20 protein-coding genes are annotated in these 19,886 nt (G+C 62.0%); 14 read left to right on the forward strand and 6 right to left on the reverse strand.

The annotated features are described in order from the left end of the window. The 7 genes from moaC to G5533_RS05875 all read left to right on the forward strand — a co-directional run bounded on the left by moaC (position 1) and on the right by G5533_RS05875 (position 4,915). Entirely contained in the window at positions 1-525 is a 525-nt protein-coding gene (moaC, locus tag G5533_RS05845; RefSeq protein WP_227340983.1) for a cyclic pyranopterin monophosphate synthase MoaC, read from the forward strand. Then, positions 522-767 (forward strand): molybdopterin synthase sulfur carrier subunit, encoded by a 246-nt coding sequence (moaD, locus tag G5533_RS05850; RefSeq protein WP_005353453.1) that lies wholly within the window; start codon positions 522-524, stop codon positions 765-767. Before moaC ends, moaD begins: the two co-directional genes overlap by 4 nt. Before the next feature lie 101 nt (positions 768-868). Continuing rightward, a complete protein-coding gene (moaE, locus tag G5533_RS05855) occupies positions 869-1,342 on the forward strand; it encodes a molybdopterin synthase catalytic subunit MoaE (RefSeq protein WP_201995903.1) in 474 nt (157 codons plus the stop codon). Between the two features lie 87 nt (positions 1,343-1,429). Next, positions 1,430-2,158, forward strand: coding sequence for a molybdate ABC transporter substrate-binding protein (gene modA, locus G5533_RS05860; protein WP_441254597.1), 729 nt, complete (start codon positions 1,430-1,432; stop codon positions 2,156-2,158). A gap of 111 nt (positions 2,159-2,269) precedes the next feature. Beyond that, complete coding sequence (modB, locus tag G5533_RS05865; protein ID WP_005353447.1) at positions 2,270-2,950, forward strand: molybdate ABC transporter permease subunit; 681 nt, start codon at positions 2,270-2,272, stop codon at positions 2,948-2,950. A gap of 14 nt (positions 2,951-2,964) precedes the next feature. Further along, entirely contained in the window at positions 2,965-4,047 is a 1,083-nt protein-coding gene (gene modC / locus G5533_RS05870; protein ID WP_421255045.1) for a molybdenum ABC transporter ATP-binding protein, read from the forward strand. Between the two features lie 91 nt (positions 4,048-4,138). After that, positions 4,139-4,915, forward strand: coding sequence for an alpha/beta fold hydrolase (locus G5533_RS05875; RefSeq protein WP_270905112.1), 777 nt, complete (start codon positions 4,139-4,141; stop codon positions 4,913-4,915). Positions 4,916-4,985: 70 nt separating this feature from the next. Here the strand turns inward: G5533_RS05875 and moeB are convergent, their stop codons facing one another. Both moeB and moeA read right to left on the reverse strand, forming a co-directional pair. Next, positions 4,986-5,741 (reverse strand): molybdopterin-synthase adenylyltransferase MoeB, encoded by a 756-nt coding sequence (gene moeB, locus G5533_RS05880; RefSeq protein WP_421255010.1) that lies wholly within the window; start codon positions 5,739-5,741, stop codon positions 4,986-4,988. Continuing rightward, positions 5,738-6,964, reverse strand: coding sequence for a molybdopterin molybdotransferase MoeA (gene moeA / locus G5533_RS05885; RefSeq protein ID WP_441254598.1), 1,227 nt, complete (start codon positions 6,962-6,964; stop codon positions 5,738-5,740). The genes moeB and moeA overlap by 4 nt, the downstream gene beginning before the upstream one ends. Positions 6,965-7,273: 309 nt before the next feature. Here moeA and folE point away from each other — a divergent pair, with 309 nt between their 5' ends. Both folE and G5533_RS05895 read left to right on the forward strand, forming a co-directional pair. After that, the gene (folE, locus tag G5533_RS05890; protein WP_441254599.1) at positions 7,274-7,930 is read left to right on the forward strand and encodes a GTP cyclohydrolase I FolE; all 657 of its coding nucleotides are present in this window, start codon (positions 7,274-7,276) and stop codon (positions 7,928-7,930) included. Between the two features lie 411 nt (positions 7,931-8,341). Then, positions 8,342-9,997: a methyl-accepting chemotaxis protein gene (locus G5533_RS05895; protein ID WP_421205847.1), complete on the forward strand. Its 1,656-nt coding sequence runs from the start codon at positions 8,342-8,344 to the stop codon at positions 9,995-9,997. A 72-nt stretch (positions 9,998-10,069) separates the two neighbouring features. On the opposite strand, the gene G5533_RS05900 is transcribed toward G5533_RS05895, so the two are convergent. Further along, on the reverse strand, positions 10,070-11,800 hold the full coding sequence (locus tag G5533_RS05900; RefSeq protein ID WP_421205846.1) for a formate--tetrahydrofolate ligase: 1,731 nt from the start codon (positions 11,798-11,800) through the stop codon (positions 10,070-10,072). Between the two features lie 67 nt (positions 11,801-11,867). On the opposite strand from G5533_RS05900, the gene G5533_RS05905 reads away from it, so the two are divergent. Next, positions 11,868-12,284, forward strand: a complete 417-nt coding sequence (locus tag G5533_RS05905) for a hypothetical protein (protein ID WP_421205845.1) — start codon at positions 11,868-11,870, stop codon at positions 12,282-12,284. A gap of 55 nt (positions 12,285-12,339) precedes the next feature. On the opposite strand, the gene G5533_RS05910 is transcribed toward G5533_RS05905, so the two are convergent. Continuing rightward, positions 12,340-13,242 (reverse strand): LysR family transcriptional regulator, encoded by a 903-nt coding sequence (locus tag G5533_RS05910; protein ID WP_421205844.1) that lies wholly within the window; start codon positions 13,240-13,242, stop codon positions 12,340-12,342. Between the two features lie 109 nt (positions 13,243-13,351). Between G5533_RS05910 and G5533_RS05915 the strand changes: the two genes are divergently transcribed. From G5533_RS05915 to G5533_RS05930, 4 genes are all read left to right on the forward strand, one after another. Continuing rightward, entirely contained in the window at positions 13,352-13,912 is a 561-nt protein-coding gene (locus tag G5533_RS05915; protein ID WP_216951725.1) for a YceI family protein, read from the forward strand. Next, a complete protein-coding gene (locus tag G5533_RS05920) occupies positions 13,912-14,649 on the forward strand; it encodes a hypothetical protein (protein WP_441254600.1) in 738 nt (245 codons plus the stop codon). The genes G5533_RS05915 and G5533_RS05920 overlap by 1 nt, the downstream gene beginning before the upstream one ends. A gap of 182 nt (positions 14,650-14,831) precedes the next feature. Continuing rightward, positions 14,832-15,956: an adenosylhomocysteinase gene (locus G5533_RS05925; protein ID WP_421255008.1), complete on the forward strand. Its 1,125-nt coding sequence runs from the start codon at positions 14,832-14,834 to the stop codon at positions 15,954-15,956. Between the two features lie 77 nt (positions 15,957-16,033). Further along, positions 16,034-16,342: a SelT/SelW/SelH family protein gene (locus G5533_RS05930; protein WP_005344153.1), complete on the forward strand. Its 309-nt coding sequence runs from the start codon at positions 16,034-16,036 to the stop codon at positions 16,340-16,342. A gap of 114 nt (positions 16,343-16,456) precedes the next feature. On the opposite strand, the gene G5533_RS05935 is transcribed toward G5533_RS05930, so the two are convergent. Both G5533_RS05935 and pepT read right to left on the reverse strand, forming a co-directional pair. Further along, on the reverse strand, positions 16,457-18,166 hold the full coding sequence (locus G5533_RS05935; protein ID WP_421235763.1) for a lysophospholipid acyltransferase family protein: 1,710 nt from the start codon (positions 18,164-18,166) through the stop codon (positions 16,457-16,459). A gap of 202 nt (positions 18,167-18,368) precedes the next feature. After that, the gene (gene pepT, locus G5533_RS05940) at positions 18,369-19,592 is read right to left on the reverse strand and encodes a peptidase T (RefSeq protein WP_421235762.1); all 1,224 of its coding nucleotides are present in this window, start codon (positions 19,590-19,592) and stop codon (positions 18,369-18,371) included. Positions 19,593-19,886: the final 294 nt, after the last annotated feature.

Genomic DNA, 19,886 nt, shown 5'->3' on the forward strand with positions numbered 1-19,886 from the left:
ATGAACCAGATCGATCCCAAGCAGACCCAGCCCAACCTGACGCATCTGAACCAGAGCGGCGAAGCCCATATGGTGGATGTGACCGACAAGCAGGTGACCGAGCGCGAAGCCCGTGCCGAGGCGTTTGTTGCCATGGCCCCCGAGACGCTGGCGCTGATCCTGAGCGGCCAGCACCACAAGGGTGACGTGTTCGCCTCCGCCCGCATCGCTGGCATCATGGCCGCCAAGAAGACCTCCGATCTTATCCCACTCTGCCATCCGCTGGCCTTGACCAAAGTCGAGGTGGAGATAGTGCCGCTGCCCGAGCAGCAAAAGGTGCATATCCGCACCCTCTGCAAGCTCTCCGGCAAGACTGGTGTCGAGATGGAAGCGCTGACCGCCGCGTCGGTAGCGGCGCTGACCATCTACGACATGTGCAAGGCGGTGCAAAAGGACATGGTGATCGAACAGGTGCGGCTGGTAGAGAAAAAGGGCGGCAAGTCCGGCCATTTTCAGCTGGGGTCAAATAGCGGGGAGCAAGCATGATCAAGGTACTGTTTTTTGCGCAAGTAAGAGAGCTGGTGGCCTGCGATGAGCTGAGCCTGCCCTGCGACTATGCCACCGCCGAACAACTGCGTGCGGCGCTCTGTGAACGCGGCGACAAGTGGGCGTTGGCGCTGGAAGCAGGCAAGCTCTTGGTCGCGGTCAATCAGACCCTGGTGCCCCTCGATACCCCCATCAACGATGGCGATGAGGTGGCCTTCTTCCCGCCGGTGACCGGAGGTTAAGGATGAGCGAGATAATGACCGTGGATCGCACCACTGAGCTGTGCGGTGGTGACGAAGTGGCCTTCTTCACTTTCTCTCCAGTAACGACCGGAGGCTGAGCCATGAACGACGTAGCCATTACAGACCGCATTCTGGTGCAGCGTGAGGATTTCTCGCTGGCGGACGAATATGCCCGCCTCGCCACCCGCGCCGACAGTGGCGCCATCGTCACTTTTGTTGGCAAGGTGCGCGACTTCAATCAGGGGGAGGAGGTGAAGGGGCTTGCCCTCGAGCACTACCCCGGCATGACCGAGAAGGCGCTGGCCGATATCGTGCAGGAGGCCCGCCGCCGCTGGCCGCTGCAGGAGTGTACCCTCATTCATCGTATCGGCGAGTTGTGGCTTGGCGATCAGATCGTGCTGGTGGCGGTGAGCAGTGCCCACCGCGACGCCGCCTTTGACGCCTGTCACTTCATCATGGATTTCTTGAAAACCCGGGCGCCGTTCTGGAAAAAAGAGCTGACTGCCGAGGGTGTGCAACGCTGGGTCGAGGCCAAGGAGAGCGACAACGCCGCCGCCGCCCGCTGGCAAGCCTGACCTGTTCATCACGAGGGGCGCAGGTTCAACGGGAACCACGGCCCCGCCAAGGGGCGCGGATGTGCGGGCCCCATCAGGAGAAAGGGAATGAAACCGCTGTTATCTGTTGTCATCGTAGGAGTCTGCGCCGCCACCTTGCATACCGGTGTCGTGCAGGCCGATGAAGTGAAAGTGGCCGTGGCGGCCAACTTCAAGGGAACCATCGAGCGTATCGGCAAGGAGTTCACCGCCAAGACCGGCCACACCCTGGCCATCTCGTCTGCCGCCACCGGAGTGCTCTACACCCAGATCAGTCACGGCGCACCGTTCGATCTCTTCCTCTCCGCCGATGCGGCGACCCCCGAGAAGCTGGAAAAAGAGGGCAAGGGGAGCGATCGCTTCACCTACGCCATCGGCCAGCTGGGGCTGTGGAAGAAGGGGGGGCCGGCCCCTGACGAGGCGACCCTGCGCAGATGGAAAGGCAACCTCGCCATCGCCAATGCCCGTACCGCCCCCTATGGTGCTGCCGCCATGGCGACCCTCACCCATCTCAAAATCGATCCCAAGCAGTACCGGTTGCTGACCGGCGCCAACATCGGCCAGACTTGGCAATTTGTCGACACCGGCAATGCCGAGCTGGGCTTTGTCGCCTGGGCCAATCTGGTGGAAGCGGGCAAGACTGGCGAAGCCTGGGCGGTGCCTGCGAGTTTCTATCCCCCCATCGAGCAGCAGGGGCTGGTATTGAAAAAAGGCGCCGCGGTCGAGGCTCTGGTGGCCTGGCTCAAGGGGCCGGGTCAGGCACAGATCAAGGCAGCTGGTTATGCCTTGCCCCAATAAGGGGATGGGCCTGATGCGATACCTTGAGTGGTCGGCCTTCGGGTCGGCCACTCTTTGCAATGAGGATGGAGACCATGCCGTTGGAGGCATTTATCAACCGGGAGGTCGGCAATGAGTGAAGGGGATCTGCTGGCGGTCTGGCTCACCCTGAAGCTTGCGGCCAGTACCACAGCGATTTTGCTGTTGCTGGCTCCGCCGCTGGCCTGGTGGTTGTCGCGCAGTCAGAATCGGCTGCGGCCGCTGGTGGAGGCGCTGGTGGCGCTGCCGCTGGTGCTGCCCCCCACAGTGCTGGGTTTTTATCTGCTGCTCGCCTTCTCCCCCGAATATGGCTTCGGCGCCTGGTGGCGCGACACCTTTGGTGCCCCGCTCGCCTTCAGCTTTCTCGGCCTGCTGTTTGCCTCCATCCTCTATTCGCTGCCGTTCGTAGTGCAGCCGCTCACCTCCGCCTTCGTCAACATGGGCAACAAGGAATTGGAGGCCGCCGCTACTTTGGGGCTCGGCCCGCTGGAACGCTTCTTCCACATCATCTTGCCGATGACCCTGCCGAGCTTTGTGATGGCGGCGGCGCTGGGCTTTGCCCATACCCTGGGGGAGTTTGGCGTGGTGTTGATGATTGGCGGCAATATCCCCGGCGAAACCCAGGTGCTCTCCATCGCCCTGTTTGATCATGTGGAGGCGATGGACTACCAGAACGCCCATATTCTGGCGGGCGGCCTGATGGCCTTCTCGCTGGTAATGCTGGTGCTGGTCTACGGGGTGTTGCAGCGTAGACAGCGGAGAGTGTTTGGTTGAACCAGCCCGCCACTATGCCGTCAGTGAACGTGCCGCACCGCCATGTCCTGAACCTCCATGCCTGGCGCGAGTTTGGCCCTTTTACCCTCGACTGCGCACTGACCCTCGAACTGGGGGGGATCCTCGGTCTGTTTGGCCCCTCCGGCTGCGGCAAGAGCACACTGCTGCGCATCATCGCCGGACTCGATCGCCGAAGCGGGGATCGCTTGCGGTGGCGCGATCGGGAATATGCTCAACTGCTGCCCGAAGCGCGCCGGATCGGACTGGTGTTTCAGGACTCGCGGCTCTTCCCCCATCTGACGGTGCTTGGCAATCTGCAACTGGCGGCCCGCAAGGGGCGAGGGCGCTGGCAGCCCGAAGCGCTGGCGGCTCGGCTCGGTTTTGCCGATCTGCTGGGGCAGCCTGCCCATGCCCTCTCTGGCGGTCAACGCCAGCGGGTGGCATTGGGGCGGGCGCTGCTGGCCGAGCCTGATCTGCTGCTGCTCGATGAGCCTTTCTCGGCGCTGGATCGGCGCAGCCGCATCCATCAGGCCCATGTGCTCAAGGGGTTGCAGCAGGAGAGCGGCATCCAGATGATCTTCGTCAGTCACGCCATGGAGGAGGTGAGCCTGCTCTGCGATCAGCTGGTGCTGCTGGAAAGTGGCAGGGTCGAGGCACAAGGCAGGCCGAGCGAAATCTTCGCCCGCACCGATCTCTCGCTCGCCACTCGCGACGATGCCGGGGTGATGCTGGATGCGACCCTCTCTCACTACGATGATGACGAGCAGATGGCGACCCTGCAACTCGGCGAGCAGCAGCTGCGGGTTACCATGACCCATGTGCCGGATGAGAGCGGCCCATTGCAGATCAAGGTGGCGGGGCGCGATGTGGTGATTGCTACAGCACCTATCGAGCACTCCAGTCTCTCCAACTGTCTCGTCACCCGTCTGCTGGCGGTGCGCGAGGTGCGCCCCGGCCAGACCCTGTTGCAGTTGGCGCTGGGTGAGCAGATACTGCTGGCCCGGATCACCAGCCGCTCCGCCAGGCGGCTGGCGCTGGCGCCGGAGCAGCAGATCTACGCTTATATCAAGGCGGTGAGTCTGGTCAGCGAAGGCTGATTGGGCGCCGTGCTGATAACGTGGCAGGATAACCACGGGTGACATAACAACAAGAGATGGTTCAGGTGATAAGTCGAGAGGCAATACACTGATGCGCCGCAATCAGGTGATGAAATTCAACGGTCTTTCCCTGCGCAGCGCGGGGGAGGGCCCCTTGCTGTTGCTGCTGCATGGGCTGGGCTCCTCCAGCCTCGACTGGCAGGCGCAGATCGAACGGTTTTCCGAACACTACCGGGTGGTGGCGCTGGACTTGCGCGGCCACGGCCAGAGCATGCAGGAGGGGCCGTTCGATGTGGCGACCCTGGCAGCCGATGTGGTGAACTGGCTCGATGCACAGCCAGAACCCGCCTGGGTCGTGGGATTGTCGCTGGGGGCCATGGTAGCGCTGGAGCTGGCGCTGCAACTGCCCCACAAGGTGCAGGGGCTGGTGCTGGTCAACGGTTTTAGCGAGTTTCTGCTGGAGAGCCCCAAAGAGCAGGAGCGTTACGCCCAGCGCCTCAAGTGGCTGCGCTGGTTCGGTATGCGCCCCCTCGCCTGGTGGCTGGGACGCGAGCTCTTCCCGGGCCCGGATCTGGCACAGGTGCGCCACACCTTCCGGCTGCGTTTCGTGCGCAATAAAAAGAAAACCTACAAGGCGCTGCTGGAGGCGTTACCCGGCTGGTCGGTACGCGCCCGGCTCGGCGCCATCTGGCAGCCGGTGGCCATCATCTCCACCAGTCACGACTACCTGCCGCTGGCCAAACGGGTAGAGCAGTTTGCCGCCTTGCCCAACGCCACCATCCACACCCCCAACGGCCACCACGCCTGGCCTGCGGAAGACCCCTCGGGCTTTAATCACCTGTTGCAACGGATCCTCACGACCCATTGAGGAAGGGGTTGTTAGGTGCAGGTACCAAAAAGCCGAACCACAGGGTTCGGCTTTTTTGATCCCGTTTGCTTTATGGATGGGAGCAGACCGGGCAGTCGGGGCGCTTGGGCAGCTTCATCTCGCGGAAGGTGCTGCTCAGGCCGTCGATCATCAGCAGGCGGCCGCTGTAGCTTTTGCCCATGCCTGCCAAGAGCTTGATAGCTTCCAGCGCTTGCAGGCTACCCACCAATCCCACCACGGGGGCGAGCACACCTGCCTCGACGCAGGTGAGGGCCTGCTCGCCAAACAGGGCGCTGAGGCAGGCGTAGCAGGGCTCATCTTCCTGCCAGGTGAAGCTGCACAGCTGTCCCTCCAGCCGGATGGCGGCGCCGCTGACCAGCGGCACCCTGTGCTGGCGTGCCTTTTGATTCAGCAGGTTGCGAATGGCCAGATTGTCGGTGCAATCCAAGACCAGCTGATGCCGTGGCAGCAGGGTATCGAGCAGCGCTTCATCGGCCACGGCAGCGTGGGTCTCCACCTTGAGCCAGGGATTGAGCGCGCGCAGCGACTGGGCGGCAGAGTCTACTTTGTAGTGACCGATGCGCTCATCGTTGTGCAGCACCTGACGCTGCAGGTTGGAGAGCTCCACCTTGTCGAAATCGACCAGGGTGAGCTGGCCGACCCCGGCAACCGCCAGATACTGGCTGGCGGCGCAGCCAAGGCCACCGGCGCCGATCACCAGCACCCTGGCCTGCTTGAGCGCCTCCTGTCCCTCGAAGTCGAAGGATTTGAGGATGATCTGGCGGTTGTAGCGCAGCAGCTCGGCGTCGCTGAGGATCTCGCTCACAGCAGCAATCCCCCGAATGGCTCGACGGTCACCGTCTCGCCCGCGGCGACGCGGCCCCGCTCGCGCTCAAGGACGATGTAGCAGTTGGCCCGCGACAGGGAGCTGAACACGGCGGAGTCCTGCGAGCCGGTACTGCGCACCTCGAGGCCATTTGGCCCCTGGCTCAGGATGCCGCGCTGGAAGTCGAGTCGGCCCGGGCTCTTTTTGAGCGGCTCGGTCGCAATGGCCTGCAACTGAAGTGGCCGCTCGAAGTGCTGACCTGCGAGCTTGGCCAGCGCCGGTTGCACCAGCTGATCGAAGGTGACCATGGCGGAGACCGGGTTGCCCGGCAGGCCGAAGAACCAGGCGTGGGGCAGGCGACCAAAGGCAAACGGTTTGCCCGGCTTGATGGCGAGCTTCCAGAAGCCAATCTCGCCGAGCTCGTCCAGCAGCTGTTTGGTGAAGTCCGCTTCCCCCACCGAGACGCCGCCAGTGGTGATGAGCACGTCGGCCTCTTTATCGGCACGGATAAAGGCGGCGCGCAGTTGGGCGGGATCGTCCGGGATGATGCCAAGGTCGAGACAGTCGCAGCCCATGCGTGCCAGCATGGCCCGCACGCCGTAGCGGTTGGAGTCATAGATATCGCCGTGAGCGAGCGGGGTGCCGACCGGTTTGAGCTCATCGCCGGTGCTGAAAATAGCCACTTTCAGTGGGCGGCGCACCGCGACGGTGGCCACGCCAAGGGAGGCCAGCAGCGGCATCTCTCTTGGGGTGAGGCGAGTACCGGCTGGCAGCACACAGGTGCCCTTGCCTATATCGCTGCCGGCGCGGCGGATATTCTGGCCCGGTTCGGGTTGTGCCAGAAAAGTGATCCGATCGCCGTCGGCCTGCGTTTCTTCCTGCATCACCACCGCATCTGTGCCTGCGGGGATTGGGGCGCCGGTCATGATCCGCACGCAGTGGCCAGCGGGCCATTCGCCCTGATAGGGCTGACCGGCGAAGGCTTTGCCCGCCATGATGAGCGGGGTTCCGCTGGCGAGATCCGCAAGGCGCACGGCGTAACCATCCATGGCGGAGTTGTCGAATGGGGGCACGGCGAGGGGAGAGGCGATATCACAGGCCAGTACCCGGCCAAGGGCCTGTGGCAGGGGCAGCTGCTCGCTGTCGCAGCAGCAGGCGAGTTGTTCCAGCATCCCTTGCAGGGCATCGCTTAAGGGGAGTAGTCCGCTGGTATCAAATCCCATCGTCATGACCTCTTTCTATGATTGAAGGCGGGATTATCACAAAAATCCCCGGGGATGGGCAGGTTATCTCAAGGGAATCTCGGGGTAATCGGCGCAAAAACGGGGGTAGATGGCCATAAAGTATGAGGTGACGCACAAGTTGACTTGAATCTTGGCGGCAATGGCCGTTTACTATGCCGCCATAACAGATGGCCGTCACATCCTGTGTGGTGACCATTACAGCGATACCGTCGGCCCTGTGCGCCGCCATAACATAGGGTGTTGCTCCTTGAGCAGCCCTCACAGTCCCTGAGCGTGGGAGAAAAGACAATGACAACCTTAAGTTCGGAAGCCTTGCTGGTCAGGGCTGCCCTCGAAGCCCAGGGACTGGAAACCCCCCTGGTTGCCAACGAGCTGAACAGTCAGCAGAAGCGGGAGAAGATCGAAGGCCATATGCGCTCCATCATGGAGACACTGGGGCTGGATTTGGCCGATGACAGTCTGGCCGAGACACCGCACCGCATCGCCAAGATGTACGTCAACGAGATCTTCTCCGGCCTCGATTATTCCACCTTCCCCAAGGTGACGGTGATCGAGAACAAGATGCAGGTGGACGAGATGATCATGGTGCGGGACATCAGCCTCACCAGCACCTGCGAACACCACTTCGTCACCATCGATGGCATGGCCCATGTGGCCTATATCCCTCGCGGCAAGGTGATTGGCTTGTCGAAAATCAACCGCATCGTGCAGTTCTTCGCCCGTCGTCCCCAGGTGCAGGAGCGGCTGACCCAGCAGATCCTGCTGGCGCTTCAGACCCTGCTAGGTACCAAGGACGTGGCTATCAGCATCAAGGCGACCCACTACTGCGTCAAGGCGCGGGGGGTGATGGACTCCACCTCCTACACCACCACCACCTCCCTCGGCGGTGTCTTCAAGACCCAGCCCGATACCCGGGCCGAATTTCTCGGTGGCCTGCGCGGATAAGATGGCGGTTGTTTTGTAACCGCCATGCTGAATAAACGAGACGCCAGCTGCCATTGCTGGCGTTTTTCATTGGTCCCGAATGAGAGTGGCGGTCTGCCACTGCTTGGCCCGCGTGGCTTGCCCTATGCAAACGTTATGCATTTTTTCGATTTATTCATCTGAGCGATATATTTAATCGAACACGAAAAAAACTTCGCTTTCACCTTACAAAAAGTAACCGGACAGACTCTTTCCGAACCGCCACGATCCGGTTACTCTAGCGCCCCCTCACGGCTCTCGCTGCCGCTCATGGAATTCAGAGATATTCATCAAGGTTGGATGGTGCGCCACTGAACAAGTGGCCAGATAGTTCATGCCAGGAGGGCGTGAACCGGACGAGTGCTACGAATTTAACGACCACCAGGATATCCCATGAATACCAGTTCCATGACCATAGGTAAAAAGCTCACCGCCGGCTTTGCAGTGCTCGGTTTGATGGTCGCCTTTATCGGCGGCTTCTCGTTGCTGGAGTTCAGCAACATGAACCGGGCGGCTATCGGTTTTACCGACAGCATCCTGCCTGCCGTCAACCGCACCAATGACATTGGCGACAGCATCAGCGAGTTGCGTCGTTATGAGCTTGGTCTGTTTCTGGTCGCCGCTGATCCCCAGAAGCGTGCCGAGTACCGCACCATGGCCGCGCAGTTGGTGGAACGACTCAAACAGCAGATGATCGACCATGACAAGACCATCTGGGCGCAGGATGTTGAAGAGCGTCGCACTTTCGATATCGTAAAGTCCGACTGGGCAAGCTACCTGGCCCTGCACCAGCAGGTTAAGCAGTTGCAGGATAGCGGCCTGATGAGCGAGGCCCAGAGCGTCTTCATGGAGCAGGGGATCCCCCTCTACAACAACCTGCACAAGTCGGTGGCGGATCTTATTCGCATTAACCACGGTTATGCGACCGAGTCGCGCAAGGTTGTGGTTGCCTCCTACGACTCCGCCAAGCTGAGCGTTACCATCGCGCTGGTGATTGGTCTGATCCTTGTGGTGGTGCTCTCAGTGGTACTGACTCGCCAGATCCGCGACCCGCTGATCATGCTGGCCCGTCAGGCCCAGCGTATTGCCAATGGCGATCTGGGTCAGGGCGAACTGCAGCAGTGGATCCGCGACAGCCGCTTCAACCGCGACGAACTGGGCCAGCTGGGTTCCGCCATCAACCGGATGCAGGGCTCCCTCTCCGATCTGGTGAGCGAGATCGCTGGCTCCGTGAGCCAACTCAGCAGTGCGGTGGAGGAGGTGAGCGCCATCTCCAGCCAGTCTGCCAGCGGCATGGCCATCCAGCAGAACGAAGTCTCCCAGGTGGCGACTGCCATGAATGAGATGCAGTCCACCGTCAACGAAGTAGCCCGCAACACCACGGATGCCATGAGCGCCGCCAAGGATGCCTCCCGCACCTCCGCTGCTGGCAGCGAAGTGGTGCGCAGCTCGATTACCAGCATCGAAGAGGTGTCGGTCAAGATTGAACAGGCGGGCATAGTGGTGCAGCAGCTGGAGGCCGACAGCGCCAACATCAGCGTGGTGCTGGATGTGATCCGCGATATCGCCGGTCAGACCAATCTGCTGGCCCTTAACGCCGCCATCGAAGCGGCCCGTGCCGGTGAGCAGGGTCGTGGTTTTGCGGTCGTTGCGGATGAAGTGCGTTCATTGGCCCAGCGTACCCAGGACTCCACCGCCGAGATCAGCAAGATGATCGAGCTGTTGCAGAGCCGCGCCGCCGAGGCGGGCAACGCCATGCAGCTGAGTCGTCACCAGATGCAGGAGAGTGTCGGTCTGGCACGGGATGCTGGTACCAGTATCGAGACCATCAACGGTGCCGTGGTGCGCATCACCGACATGAACACCCTGATCGCCACCGCCACCGAAGAGCAGAACGCGGTGACCGAAGAGCTCAACCGCAGCATCGTCAACATTCACAATGCCGCTGACGAGAATGCCCAGGGCGCTCATCAGATCGCCCAGGCTTGCGTCGAGCTGAGCAAGCTGGCCAACACCCTGCACCATATGACCCAGCGCTTCACCCTCTAAGGGTTGATGCATGGATAACAGAAGGCCCCGCCAATTGGCTGGGCCTTGTTGTTTCTGGCGTTGTGGAAGGGCTCAGCTCAGGCCGACTATCTCGCCGTTCTCATCGATATCGATATGGCGATAGGCAGGCAGACTGCCCAGCCCCGGCATGGTCATGATGGGGCCCGCCAGCGCATAGACGAACCCGGCACCGGCGCAGAGCTTCACCTCGTCGATGGGCACCTCGAAATCGGTCGGTACCCCTTTGAGGGCTGGGTCGTGGCTGATGGAGAGCGGCGTCTTGGCTACGCAGATGGGCAAGTGATCCCACCCTTCGGCGGAGAGTTGCGCCAGCTGCTGGCGCGCTCTGTCGGAGAGCTGCACTCCGCGGCCGCCGTAGCCGCACTCCACCAGGGTCGCCAGCTTGCCGTCGAGGCTCATCTCATCGGGGTAGAGCAGTTTCACCTTGCCGGGTTGCTCGCAGGCGGCCACCACGGCGCGGGCCAGCTCGCTGGCACCGGCACCACCCTGAGTGAAGGCGTTGGAGATGGCCGCGCCACAGGCACCGGCTTGCTGCGCTTCATGGGCCAGCAGCGCCAGTTCGGCCTCGCTGTCGGTGGGGAAGCGGTTGATGGCGACCACCACCGGCACCCCGTAGCGGCGGGCGTTCCGGATATGCCAGGCGAGGTTGGCGCAGCCCTGCTTGAGGGTCGGCAGATCTTCCCCTTGCAGGCTGGCTGGCAGCGGCTGGCCCGGGCGGATATCGAGCAGGCCGCTGTTGGCCTTGAGGCCGCGCACCGTGGCCACCAGCACCACGCAGGCGGGGGTAATACCGGATTGGCGGCTCTTGATGTTGAAGAACTTCTCCAGCCCCATGTCGGAGCCAAAACCTGCTTCGGTCACCACATAGTCGGTCAGGCCAAGGGCGATGCGATCGGCGATCACCGAGGAGTTGCCGTGGGCGATGTTGGCAAAGGGGCCGGCGTGCACCAGCACCGGCGTCTGCTCGGTGGTCTGCATCAGGGTCGGTTGCAGCGCATCTTTGAGCAGCACCGTCATGGCGCCCGCCACTTCCAACTGTTCGGCGGTGATGGGCTTGCCGTGGATATCGCGGGCCAGCTGGATGCGGCCAATACGAGCGCGCAGCTCCTTGAGATCGCTTGCCAGCGCCAGAATGGCCATCAGTTCGGAGGCGGCGGTGATGACGAAGCGATCGCTGCGCTCCACACCATCGGCAGCGCCCCCCTGTCCAATCGTGAGGTGGCGCAGTGCGCGGTCATTCATGTCGAGGGTGCGTGGCCAGAGAATGTTGTCAGCATCGATATCGAGCCGCGGCAGGCCGGTTTTGGCGCTGAACTGGTCGCCGAGTTTACGCTCATGGAACAGGCGGGCATCGAGGGCTGCCGCCGCCAGATTGTGGGCCGCCGTCAGGGCGTGAAAATCGCCGGTGAGGTGGAGGTTCATCTCCTCCATCGGCACCACCTGGGCGTGGCCGCCACCAGCGGCCCCTCCCTTGACCCCGAATACCGGCCCGAGGCTCGGTTGGCGGATGGTTGCGATGCTGGGCTGGCCGATATGGTTGAGCCCCATGGAGAGGCCAAGGGTGGTCACCGTTTTCCCTTCACCGAGCGGGGTCGGGGTGATAGCGCTCACCAGTACCAGCTTGCCGCGCTGTGTGGGTTGAGACGTGAGCAGGTCGAGGCTGAGCTTGCCTTTGTAGTGGCCATGAGGGCTGAGCAGGTGCTGGGGGATGGCGAGGCGTTCGGCCAGCGCGTGGATTGAGAGACGGGGGGACTGGCGGGAGATCTCGATATCGCTTAGCATCAGCACCTCGTTGGCATATCTGGGTAAAATATGCGGCGCAGTCTAGTGGAATATAACGGGTAATCCAATGACGAAAACGATTTTATTTGGTGAGGGTGAGGTTCGTCAGAATCCTGTTCGGCTGGATCTCAACGCACTCTATCATCCCCCCAGGCAGCCGATGACGGCGCTGGGGATTGTCAGCGCGCTGGTGCCGTTGTTTGGTTTCGGCTGGCAGGCGATGACCCAGGACCCCGAAACCCAGCTGCGCCACGAGATCCGCAAACGGGTCAACAAGCACAAGACCGACGAGGCAAACCTTATTTTGATCCTGCAGCTGGCCGCCATGTTTGACTGCCCCGAGATTGAAGTGGCGCTCCCCTATGCCTTCAGTGAACAGCAGTTGTCGGTGATACGCACCCGTTTGCCACGCTGGCAGTTAAGCCTCGAGCAGGCGCGTCTGCTGGCAACGCTCGCCCCCGCAGCGGCCCCCAGCCAACGTTAGGTTGTCTGCCGGGCCAGCAGGCCGGAAAGTCAGAGCAAACCGTCAGCGTTGACCATCAGGTCGTCGCATCCCACTGTTGCGGGGCGAGATAGCGCTCCTGCACGAACTCGATAAAGCAGCGCACCTTGGCCGAGACGAAGCGGCGGTGCGGATAGACCGCATAAAGTCCCACCTCTCCCTTGTCCCACTCCGGCAGCAGGCTGACCAGCTGTCCTGACCGCAGGGCCTCCCCCACGATAAAGGTGGGCTGCAATATGATGCCCTGATCATCACAAGCGGCGCGGGTCAGCGCCACCCCGTTGTTGGCCCGCAGCGGCCCCTGTGGCCGGATGCTCTGCTGCTCGTTTCCCCGTTTGAAGTGCCACTCCGGCTGGGTCAGGGTGTAGATCAGACAGTCGTGCTGCTTGAGATCCTCGGGTTTTTCCGGTCTGCCCTTGCGCGCTAGATAGGCGGGGCTGGCGCAAAGCTCGACCCGAATGGTGGCAAGCTGGCGCGCCACCAGCGAGGAGTCGCTGAGGTGGCCGATCCGCAGCGCCAGATCGAACCCCTCTTCCACCAGCGCGACCCGCCGGTCGCTGTACTCGATATCGAGCTTGAGATCGGGAAAGCGCTGGCGAAACAGCGGCAGGGCGGGGGAGAGGTGCAGATAGCCAAAATCCATCGGCACCGAGAGCTTGAGGGTACCGTTCGGCTGCTGGTTGTGGTGGGTCAGCTGGCTGTGGGTCTCTTCCAACTCCGCCAGCAGGGCGAGGGAGCGCTGGTAGTAGAACTGGCCCGCTTCGGTGGGATTGACCTGACGGGTGGTGCGCGACAGCAGCCGGGTGGCGAGGGACTCCTCCAGCTGCTGCATTAGCTTGGAGGCCATGGCGACCGAGATGCCGAGCTGGTTGGCGGCCTTGGTAAAGCTCTGGCACTCCACCACCTTGATAAAGGTACGCATGGCGGCGATCTGGTCCATTTTCCATCCTCAGTAAATAATGAATTTAATAAATCACTGATTATTCATCTTCAGAACGAGGTTAGCATTTTAACCACTGATGTGAACCCCAAGATGAAGGAACGAACGGATGAAAATGACCAAGGCTCTGCTGGCCTCCTGCCTGTTTATGGTTACCCCTCTGATGGCGGCGGATTACGATGTGGATGCGGCGCACACCACGGTGCAGTTCAAGGTGGGTCACCTGGGCTTCTCCGAGCTGGTGGGTCGCTTCAACACCTTCAGCGGCACCTTCAGCATGGATGACGCCAACCCGGCGGCCGCCAAGGCGAGCTTTGAAGTGGATGCCGCCAGCGTCGACTCCAATCACGAGGCCCGCGACAAGCACCTGCGCAGTCCGGACTTCCTCGACGTGAAGCAGTATCCCAAGATGACCTTCGTCAGCTCCGCTTACGAGGGCACCAAGGATAAAGGCGTGCTGAAAGGGACCCTGACTCTGCACGGTGTCTCCAAGGAAGTGGCCTTCGATCTGGTCAAGATCGGTGAGGGCAAGGATCCCTGGGGCGGCTACCGCAGCGGCTTCAACGCCTCCACCACCATCAAGCGCAGTGACTTTGGCGTGAGCTACATGCTGCCCGGCATTCCGGACGAGATGAACATCAACCTGTTTGTCGAAGGCGTGCGCAAGTAATGGGCGCGGAACTTCTGCTGCAAACCCTGGCGGCTCCTCTGGGAGCCGCTTTGCTATCGTGGCGCTGGCCGCGACTGGGTTATCTGTGGGGCGCGCTGGCGCTCTGGCTGGTGGGCTCATTGCTCGGCGGTCTCTATGGTATTCCGGCCAAGGCGTGGCAGTGGCTGCCGCTGACCCTGCTGGTGCCCGCCATTGCGGCTCAGGTGAACGATCTGCGCGGTTCACTGCTGCTCTTTGCGGTGTTCAGTGCGCTGGTGTGGTGGCAGGGATTGGCCTCGGTACTGGCGAGCGAACCCGGGATCTGGCTGGCGCTACTGCCCGCCATCCTCTGGTTTGGCTGGAGCACCTTGCGCTGTGATAGCCGCGAGGGGCTCGGGTTTGCCCTCGGCTTTATCTGGCTGGCGCTGGTGATCGGCATCGATGGTAGCCTGCTGATTGCCCAGTTGGCCGGTGCGCTGGCCGCTTTCGCCGGTTTTCGCGCCCTGCTTGCCACCTTTGTTGGCATCAAGGTAGCCCCAGCCGGTCTGGCGCTGGCCCTCGCCTTCGTCCAGATGCTGGCCTGGCAATATGTGGAGGTGCCGCTGGTGGTGTTGCTGCCGGTCTGGTTGCTGCCGCTGCTGGAGTGGGCGTTACGTGACAAACCCTGGCCAGTGCGTTGGAGTGGGCTGATCCTGCTCGCTGCCGCGGAAACCGGGCTCAGCCTATGGTGGGTCTGGCCTGCTGCTTCTTTGTACTGATACTTGTGTGGAAAATGGTCAAATGGCGCCATTTTTGCATACTCGCTCATACTCTTGGTAGATAATGATTGAGCCCCCTATGTGTTTCAGATAAAAAGGATTTTCATTTTATTTGGACACACACAGAACCCGGCCGCGCCGGGTTCTGTTTGCCTGCTTTGCGGCACATAAGGAGGCCACAGTTGCGCAGTCAAGGATCTGAGCATCTGTTTTTTCGCCATTTCACCGGACAGGGACGTATCGATGGTCTCTGCATTCTGCTGGTCACTCACCTGCTTCCCGATCGCCCCCGTTTTATCGACGCTCTCGGTCAGATTGGACGGATTGGCGCCATTTTGCCCAAACCGAAATCGGTACACCGTCCGACCCTGGAGTGGGTATCCCAGCACTATCCGGTGCTGCCCCTCAACCGGCGCTGGACCAATGAACCCGACAGTCTCATCCAGCAGATTGCGCCGCTGGTGGCCCCCCACGAGCGGTTGCTGATCCTCGATATAGGCGGTTACTTTGCCAAAACCCAGGTGATCTTGAGTGAATACTTCGGCCCCCGTTTCCTCGGGGTGGTGGAGATGACCGAGAACGGCCATCAACGCTATGAACAGGAGGTGCTGGCGACTCCGGTGGTGTCGGTGGCGCGCAGCCCCCTCAAGCAGGCCGAGGATATCCAGATTGGTTTGAGCGTGGTCTACTCCGCGGAGTCGCTGGCTCGTAACCTCAACCGTACTTTCAACGTCTGCGAAGCCGTGCTGTTTGGCTATGGCAAGGTGGGGCGCAGCATCGCCCGCGACCTGCGCTGTCGCAACCTCCATCTCGGGCTGGTGGAGACCGATGTGCTGCGACAGGTCGAAGCGCTCTCTCACGGTTTTCGCTTGATCACCAAGGCTGAAGCCTTGAGCCGCGCCGAGCTGGTGATCTGCTCTACCGGCAACGGCTCACTGGATTTGGCGGATCTGCAGGCGCTGCGCCCCGGCACCATGGTCGCCTCGGTCACCTCGGCCGATGACGAGTTTGCCTTCTCGCTGGCCCAGTTGCCGTGGCCGAGCGAAGAGGTGTGCCCCCATGTGCTGGCCCTCAACCGGCCGGATGGTACCCAGATCTACCTGCTCAACCGGGGCGAGGCGGTCAACTTCGTCCATGGCGCCGTGATTGGCGAATATGTCTATCTGGTGCTGGCGGAGATCATGGAAGGGATCCGGATGCTGGCGGCAGGCCCTCTTGCTCCCGGCCTGTTCGAGCTGCCAGAATCGGCGATGCGTACCATTGCCCGCCATTGGCTGGCCGATTTTCATGGGGTTGATCAGCGCTGATTTGACCGAACCGGGATTGGCCATTGGGTGGCGGTACGCCATTTCCCGCCATTGGCCGCTTTTTTATGGAGTCACTCATGACCGAGTCTGAAACCCTGATCAGCAAACCCCGCATCGAAATCCGCTACTGCACCCTCTGTCGCTGGATGCTGCGCGCCGCCTGGCTGGCGCAGGAGCTGCTTTCCACCTTTGACAGCGATCTGGGGGAGGTGGCGCTGGTGCCGGCCAGCAAGGGGGAGTTCCGCATTCTGGTGAACGGGGTGCAGGTGTGGGATCGGGTGGTCGATGACGGCTTCCCCGAGGCCAAGGAGATCAAGCAGCGGGTGCGCGATGTTATCGCCCCTGAGCGGGATCTCGGCCACTCGGATCGCAAGGCTGCCGAGTAACGCCAGATGGGCCGAGCGCCTCGAAAAGGTGCTGAGCATGAGAGCTAAAGGAGAGGGAGGCGATGGCCTCTCTCTCCTTTTTTGCCTTTGGCTGTTTGCCTGGCGCCTACAGGGCTATGAGCGCGGCTCGGCCAGATGACTGCCGATATAGCGGGCCCGCTTGTGGGGCTTGATGCGGCTCACATCGACCCACACCAGGCCATCGATGCAGTGGTTGAAGTCGGGGTCGATACCAAAGTCCATAAATTGCACCCCGCCCGGCTCGCACAGCTCGGAGTACTGCTTGTAGAGGGTGGGGATGGCGCAGCCCAGATTGTCGAGACGGGCCTTGAGTGCTTTGAGATCGGCGCCGTAATCCACCCCTTCGAACAGAGGCTGCGTCTCGGGGTAGGGACGGCGGGAGGGGGCCAGCGCCAGCTCGGGGGCAAAGTGCTGGCGGTAGAAGCTCACCAGCAGATCCTTGGCCGCCGGCGGCAGGCTGCCGGAGAGCGACACCGGGCCAAACAGGTAGCGGTAGCGGGGATAGCGGGCCAGATAGGCACCGATGCCGAACCAGAGATAATCGAGCCCCCGCTTGCCCCAGTAGGCGGGCTGGATAAAGCTGCGGCCAAGCTCGATAGCCTGCTCCAGCCGGGGCAGCAACTTATCCTCAAAGCCGAACAGGGTGTGGCTGTAGAGGCCATCCTTCCCCTTGCTGGCCAGCAGCTCCGCCACCGGGGCAAAGCGGTAGGCGCCGATAATGTCGAGTCGGGCCGGATCCCAGAGGATCAGGTGGTGATAGTCGTTGTCAAAACCATCGAGATCCCGCCGCTTGCCAGACCCTTCCCCCACTGCGCGAAAGGCGATCTCCCGCAGTCGCCCCAGCTCGCGCAGGATCACCGAGTGGCTCAGTTCGTGGCGGCGGTAGAGGTAGATCCCCTGACCATCCGGGGTGGTGCCGAGCTGTTCGCAGCTTTCGATGGCCTGTTTGAGCTGGCGGCGATCCCCCGGCAGGGCGATGGGGGCCTCGGTCTGCAGCCGTCCCGCCTTGCCACGGCCAATCCGGTAGAGGTGGTTGCGCACCAGCCGCGCCGCCGTCTTGGCGGGCAGCTCCTGAAAACTGCCGAGCGGAATGCGCGCTCCTATGGTCACCGGCAGGGTCTGCCCCTGCTGGCGAAACAGCTGGCGCACCAGCAATAGGGCGGAGGCGGGCTTGTTGAGCCAGGAGGCGAGATAGAACCAGAGGCTGTTGCGCCCTCCCAGATGGATGGGCACCAGCGGGGTGCGGGTGCGCTGGGCCAGCTTGATAAAGCCTGCCTGCCAGGGGCCATCTTTCACCCCCTTGAGGCCAAGCCGCGAGACTTCGCCTGCGGGGAAGATCACCAGTGCCCCTTCATGGGCGAGGTGTTCGTTCATGGCGAGGATGGCCTGTCGATCGGTCTTGCCCTCCATATTGTCTACCGGCAATAGCAGAGGGCGCAGCGGCGCGAGTTGGGCCAGCAGCTGGTTGGCGACGATCTTCACATCGGGGCGAATGCGACCGAGCAGTTGTAGCAGCGCCAGTCCGTCCAGCGAGCCGATGGGGTGGTTGGCGACAAGAATGACCCGGCCGCTGGCGGGAATATGCTCCAGTTGCGCCTCGCTGACCCGATAGTCGAAATCGAGCTGGGTCAGCGCCTGCTCGACAAAGTCGAGGCCGCGCAGGTGCGGGTAGCGGGAGGCAAAGGCGGCAAAGGCCTGCTCGTTGAGCAGCCAGCCCAGCAGCCGCTTGAACAACGGGGTAAGCAGGGGATAGCCAAGCAGGCGGGGGAAGTGCTGGGTCAGCAGGGTATCGATAGTGAACATCTGGGGGGCTCCGGCGATCCGTTGCTCCCAGCATGATGTGACACTGTTCCCGCGACATGTCAGCGGGATGACAGTTTGATGGCAGCGGCGGCCAGTTGCTCCTGAGCGACCCTCCCCGGTTTCCCTTTCTTGATGGGTGATGGCCAGATAGCAAGGGGGGCGCCGGTTAACCGGCTCCCCCCTTGGTTGTCATGGTAATCGATTAGCCGCGCCAGGCTGCGGTGAGGCGCACCAGCTCCACCAGGGTGGCGACCGATTTCTCCATGGATTGCAGCGGGATGAACTCGTGCTTGCCGTGGAAGTTGTGGCCACCGGTGAAGAGGTTGGGGCAGGGCAGACCCATAAAGGAGAGGCGGGCGCCATCGGTACCGCCGCGAATGGGCTTGATCTTCGGCACCACGTCGGCGGCCTCCATGGCGGCCTTGGCCAGCTTGACGATATGCATGTGCGGCTCAATCTGGCTGCGCATGTTGCGATAGCTGTCGGTCAAGGTCAGCTCGATGCGGGCCTTGGGATATTCGGCCTGCAGGGCGGCCACCCGGCTCTGCATCTCGGCCTTGCGCGCGGCGAAATGTTCGTCGTCGAAGTCACGGATGATGTAGTGCAGGGTGCTCTCTTCCACGGTACCGCTCATCTGGGCCAGATGGAAGAAGCCCTCATACCCGTCGGTGCACTCCGGGGTCTGCTCGGCAGGCATGGCTGCGTGGAAGCGGGCGGCCAGGGTCTGGCTATTGATCATGTTTCCCTTTGCGGTGCCGGGGTGGACGTTGTTGCCGATAAAACGCACCGTGGCGCTGGCAGCGTTGAAGTTTTCATACTCCAGCTCGCCCAGTTCGCCGCCATCCACGGTATAGGCCCACTTGGCCGGGAATCTCTCCAGCGGGAACAGGTTGGCGCCGCGGCCGATCTCCTCATCCGGAGTAAAGCCGACCCAGATATCGCCACGTGGGATCTCGGGGTGGGCCTGCAGGTGGTCGATGGCGGTAAGGATTTCGGCAATGCCTGCCTTGTCGTCGGCGCCCAGCAGGGTGGTGCCGTCGGTGGTGATGAGATCCTGACCCAGATAGTTTTTCAGGAAGCGGTAGTCACGGATGGCGAGCACCTCGTCACCCTTGCCAAGGCAGATGTCGCCGCCCTGATAGTTTTCGATGATTTGCGGTACTACGTGCTCCGCCTCGTAGTCGGCGGTGTCCATGTGGGCAATCAGGCCGATGGCGGGGGCGTCCGGCTGGTTGCCTGGCAGGCAACCGGTGAGGTAGCCGTGCTCATCCAGAGTGACCTGGGTCAGCCCCAGCGCCTTCATCTCTTCTTGCAGGGCACGGGCAAAGATCAGCTGGCCTTCGCTGCTGGGGCAGGCTGGATTGGTCTCATCGGAGCGGGTATGAAAAGTTACGTAACGCAGAAAACGCTCAAGCAGGGTATCCATTAGTCAGCCTCTAACCGATTGTGAGCGGTCATTGTGGCCAATCCGTGCGGGGCACTCATTGCGTCAGCGCAGGTTTTTCCCATTTTTTGACGCAAGGGAAGAGCGGCGAATGTGCGGCGCGCGGGGCAACGTCCGGGAGGGAGATCGCATAAATGTGGCATTTATTGCGATATTTAGGCGCTGGCGGTGGCGGCCAAATTCCCCTCAGCGACCGCACAGCAAGGCGTCAGCCCAATCATGGCGTTTTCACACACTTTTCAAGGGGAAACCGGGCTGTCGCATAACCTGCGCCAT

The sequence above is a fragment of the Aeromonas sp. A600620 genome, from assembly GCF_029479985.1.
Lineage (GTDB): Bacteria > Pseudomonadota > Gammaproteobacteria > Enterobacterales > Aeromonadaceae > Aeromonas > Aeromonas veronii_A.